Below are 4,846 nucleotides of genomic sequence, written 5' to 3' on the forward strand. Positions count from 1 at the left end.
GGTCGAGATGATGCGTCAAGAAATTCTGGAAGTCGTATCGCGTTATGTCGAAATCGATACTCAAGGATTAGATTTTTCACTAGAGAGCAATCAACGCGTTACCGCTCTAATTGCCAATTTACCCATTCGCAGAGTCAAAGAGGATAGTGATGCCTCCCCCATGGGTTGGTCTGGTGACGAGCCAGCGAGTTAGGAGGGAGTTGGGAGTTGGGAGTTGGGGGAGGAGAGATTGAGGGTAGATGTATTTACATTGGTACTTTTTTAAAACCTATCGGTGTCAAATAATTTAGCTGCTAAAGCAGCGATCTCCGCAGGAGAACACCGCAGTTCCCATCTTTAGTTTATCCCCCATCTCCCATCTCCCACCTCCCAACTCCCTCCCATCTCCCACCTCCCATCTCCCACCTCTTTATTAAATCTTGAATCACTCCAATTTTACTTTCGATTGCATCGGTAAATGCAGTCACACTCACGCTCGTGCGGGTGTTTTTCATACTCCACACGGCATTGTTGAAACGCCGAGATTTATGCCCGTTGGTACCACAGCAGCCGTAAAAACGCTGACATCAGCGCACATAGAAGATACTCAAGCTCAGATGGTATTAGCAAATACCTATCATCTGCATTTACGTCCCGGCGAAGACATCATTAAAGAAGCAGGTGGACTGCATAAATTCATGAACTGGAAAGGGCCGATGCTGACTGACTCAGGCGGTTTCCAGGTATTCAGTCTCAGCAAAATGCGGAAAATTACCGAAGAAGGTGTAACTTTTAAATCGCCCCTGGATGGACGCACGATTTTTATTTCGCCTGAAAAATCAATCGAGATTCAAAATGCCCTCGGTGCGGATGTAATTATGGCATTTGATGAATGCCCCCCGTATCCCGCCACCCGCGAGGAAGTCGTCGCTGCAACGGATCGTACCTATCGCTGGTTAGCCCGTTGTATCAAAGCCCATCAACGCCCTGAAGATCAAGCCTTATTTCCGATCGTCCAAGGCGGCGTACACTTAGATTTACGCGCCGAAGCTGCTAAATCGCTGCAAGAATTTGACGTTCATGGATATGCTATTGGTGGTGTTAGTGTCGGCGAACCAGCGCACTTCATCCACAAAATCGTCCGCGCTACCGCCCCATTATTACCCGCAAGTAAACCGCGCTATCTGATGGGCATCGGTACCTACAAAGAAATGGCGATCGCGATCGCCAGCGGCATCGATTTATTCGATTGTGTCATCCCGACACGGGTCGCTAGGCATGGTGCAGCCTTCGTCCGGGGCGAACGCTGGAATCTCAAGAATGCCCCGTTCAAGCGCGATTTTACCCCCTTAGACGATACGTGTCCTTGCTACACCTGTCAGAACTTTACGCGCGCCTATCTCTGCCATCTCGTCCGGTGTGGTGAGATTACCGGATTTACGCTGTTATCGATCCACAACATTACCGAATTAATTCGGTTTACTCAACAAATTCGCGATGCCATTTTACGCGATCGATTTGTTGAAGAATTCGGACATTGGCTCACTAGTGAGGAGGAAGAAGTAAGCGATGAGCCTCTAACTATTACTTAATAAGGCACTATTGGTGATGGCATCATCTTCGACCGCGCTTAGTGACAATAACGTTCTTGTGTCTTTTAATTCTAGCAATAAATCTTGTCTGGCAACGATCTCATCTGTTTCCTGACAAAGACGTTACGGATACACAAACACTGATACCCGCTGATTAGCTGCACAATGGACGAAGACTGGGCGATATTTTCAGCAGCAGCGCGAAATAAATCCACCAAGGATGTTTGGACGTATATGTAGATAGTCTCTAACTTTAATCCCAGATGTCCCAATTTTTCACCAGATTCTTACAACTTACGTGCGGGTTAACCAGCCTTGCTGTTTTAAATACATCGCCAGTCGCGGCTGAGTCGGCTCCTCAACTAGAAAATATTGGTTATCAGAATAACGGCTATATCGGCATCGGCAGTGCGATTGGATTGGATGGTAATACTACTGCGCTCGGCACGGGTGGCGTAGCTATTCTGACGAAGGTGAGATTTTCAGATAACTTCTCTTTACATGATGCGACGATCCTCTTTGGTGGCGGAACAGCCACTTCAATGATTATTGTCAGTGCTGATTTTCCCATTCGTAACGATGCTGGGCAAACCATTATTTCGCCGTTTATTGGCGGTGGCGCGATGCTGCGCTACGATCGAGGTTTGTCTATTAGTCCCGCAGTTTCTGGTGGACTCGATATTCCCGTCTCCAAAAATTTGACAGGCACAGTTCGCGTCAATGCTGGTTTTCCAGCTAATCGGAATGCTGATGTCGGCATCCTTGCTGGAATTGGCTACAACTTTGGGAATTGAAGCTGCAATCGGTTTCGACGTGATTTAAACGATCGCAATTGGCACGATTGGGTAGGATCTACCGCTAATCGATCGATTAATGTACCCGATCGATTTGTAATACCTGCATCGCCGTTTTAATCAGATCGAAGTAATAAGTTTTAGTAATATCGATCGTTTGAATGGGTGCGGTGTTACTAACTAACTCGGCTACTTTTTGACCCTTATTTACTACTAGAGCTTGCCCTTGAGTATTGACGATCGTCAGTCGTTCTTTATCGGGTGACATGCTGCAATTATAGTCGCGCTCTTGATAGTTGAATTTAGATGTTTGTGGCAAAACTGGTAGCCGAATGCTAATTATTTCGAGTTCGATCGATCGCGAATCTTTCCAGTTATTTTCTTTGAGTTTGTAAGCAATATCTAAATATTTTGGTAGCGGAAAATAGTCACCAAACCGCCACGCGATCGCTTTAATTCCTTGGGGAAATTCTGGCGTATCGACGCTAAATTTGAGGTGTCCTTTGCCGACGATTTTTTGTTCGATGACGCGAACATTGGCTGTCCAGAATACCGGATCGGGATTTTCCATCCCACAGGGATGAATCGCATCGATCTGTTCGTACAGTGACATGTTAATAGCCGCTAGATCGGCTTCGGCATCGATTTTGACTAAATGTTTGAGATGTTCTATTTCTAGGCATTTGTGGGCAAATTCGCTCAAAGTCTGTTGAAATTTTGCTAGATTCTCCGTTGGCATTGAAAATCCACCTGCTGCCCGATGTCCGCCATATTTACCCAATAGATCGTGACAGTATTCGAGGGCATTAAAGACATTAAATTCCGGAATACTCCTCGCTGAGCCTCGGATGTGGTGTTCGTCTTCATTGGTACCGATAAATACTGGCACCCCATAACGCTCGACTAACCGCGAGGCGACGATGCCAATTACGCCGTGATGCCAGCCAGTGTGGACGATAACTAAGACGCGATTTTGTTTAATATTATAGTCACCCTGCTCGATGAGATCGATCGCTTCTTTTTCGATCTGGGCACACATATCCTGACGCTGTTTATTCACCTGCTCGCATTGAATTGCTCGGGCTAAAGCCACACCCATATCGTTAGTTGTCAGCAAATTAATGATAATCTGCGGGTCGTCAATTCGCCCGATCGCATTAATTCTTGGGCCTAATCTAAACCCGATATCTTCAGGTTTCATCGCGGTACTTTTTGCTACCGTGCCACCTTGAGTACCTGACATTTCAATTAAGGCTTGAATCCCCGTAACTTGGGAATTGGGCAGTAGTTGTAAGCCTTGTTTGACTAGGCGACGATTGATCCCTGTCAACGGTGCTAAATCCGCGATCGTGCCTAATGTAAATAACTCTAATAACTCATCGCTCAAAGATGGTTTGTCTAGTCTATTGGCTAATTCTAAAGCTAACAGATAAGCGACACCCACGCCCGCGATCGCGCGATAAACCGATGACTCCGCAATCAATTTTGGATTGAGAATTGCCTGCGCTGGCGGCAATACCTGCGGCAAATCGTGGTGATCCGTGATAATCACCTGCAAGCCCAATTCTACCGCTCTGGCGATCGCGGCTACTGCCGAAATGCCATTATCCACTGTAATAATCAGCTTGACACCTTCAGCGTGAAACTCCTCCACAATCCGCTTGTTAATCCCATACCCATCCGACATCCGACTGGGAATCGCATAATCGACATCCGCACCTAAAGCTGAAAGCGCACGTAAAAGTAATGCCGTACTAGTCATTCCATCGGCATCGTAGTCCCCACAAATCGCAATTTTAGACTTATGCTCGATCGCATTTACCAATATATCCAGACTAATTTCCAAATCGGGAAACTCTGTCAATGGCGAAGGTAATATCGCCGTCTCTGGATAAATAAACAACTCGGCTTGCTCTACCGTCTCAATCCCCCGATTTATCAATACCTGCGCCAGCAATGGCGATGTTGCTTCGCCATCTGTGAGCGTAATTCCCGCAGCTAAGTTCGTAGCTTGGGATAAATTGCTCGGTGCTATTTGCCAGCGGTGTTGAGGAAGCATAGTACTTGGTAGATGCGGGTTGATACCATCAGATCCGATTGTACCAGGGATACAATTAGAAACCCTTTATCGGTTAACGGTTGCAAAGATTACGCCAACGGTCTAGAAAATGAATTGATGCGTATAGTTGCTTAGATCCTAGAGAATTCCCCAAAATCTCTCTTAAAAAGCTACCGTGTGTACACATCTTTAGTGAGAAGCGAAATTGGTGAGAATCCCCCAAACCCCCTTAAAAAGCTTGCTCAGATCCGGATCTTAGTCTCCCTTTTTAAGGGGGATTTAGGGGGATTCAGGTCTACGATCGTAACAAATAAAACTTTTCAAACAGCATCTAAGACGCTTATCTAGGATTGCTAGATCGAGCAAATTTACCTATCGAGCGTGAGTCATTAGATACTGACCATTACCATTGTACTCGCCGT

General features: G+C 46.1%; 4 protein-coding genes. 3 read left to right on the forward strand and 1 reads right to left on the reverse strand.

The genetic code is table 11. From position 1 onward, the window contains the following. From RMO35_RS04845 to RMO35_RS04855, 3 genes are all read left to right on the forward strand, one after another. Positions 1-193 (forward strand): cell division topological specificity factor MinE (locus RMO35_RS04845; protein WP_309738951.1); only part of this gene is annotated, 193 nt, incomplete at its 5' end. A gap of 226 nt (positions 194-419) precedes the next feature. Then, on the forward strand, positions 420-1,571 hold the full coding sequence (gene tgt, locus RMO35_RS04850) for a tRNA guanosine(34) transglycosylase Tgt (protein ID WP_309738953.1): 1,152 nt from the start codon (positions 420-422) through the stop codon (positions 1,569-1,571). 263 nt (positions 1,572-1,834) lie between these two features. Then, a complete protein-coding gene (locus tag RMO35_RS04855; RefSeq protein ID WP_309738956.1) occupies positions 1,835-2,365 on the forward strand; it encodes a hypothetical protein in 531 nt (176 codons plus the stop codon). Between the two features lie 76 nt (positions 2,366-2,441). Here RMO35_RS04855 and recJ read toward each other — a convergent pair whose 3' ends face one another. After that, positions 2,442-4,424, reverse strand: a complete 1,983-nt coding sequence (recJ, locus tag RMO35_RS04860) for a single-stranded-DNA-specific exonuclease RecJ (RefSeq protein WP_309738958.1) — start codon at positions 4,422-4,424, stop codon at positions 2,442-2,444. Between the last annotated feature and the right edge of the window lie 422 nt (positions 4,425-4,846).

The sequence above is a fragment of the Chamaesiphon sp. OTE_20_metabat_361 genome (genome assembly GCF_031364565.1).

What these genes read in the sequence shown, in the direction of transcription:
- RMO35_RS04855 (WP_309738956.1), top strand. Translation starts at nt 1,835, where the DNA reads ATGTCCCAATTTTTCACCAGATTCTTACAACTTACGTGCGGGTTAACC.
- recJ (WP_309738958.1), bottom strand. Translation starts at nt 4,424, where the DNA reads ATGCTTCCTCAACACCGCTGGCAAATAGCACCGAGCAATTTATCCCAA.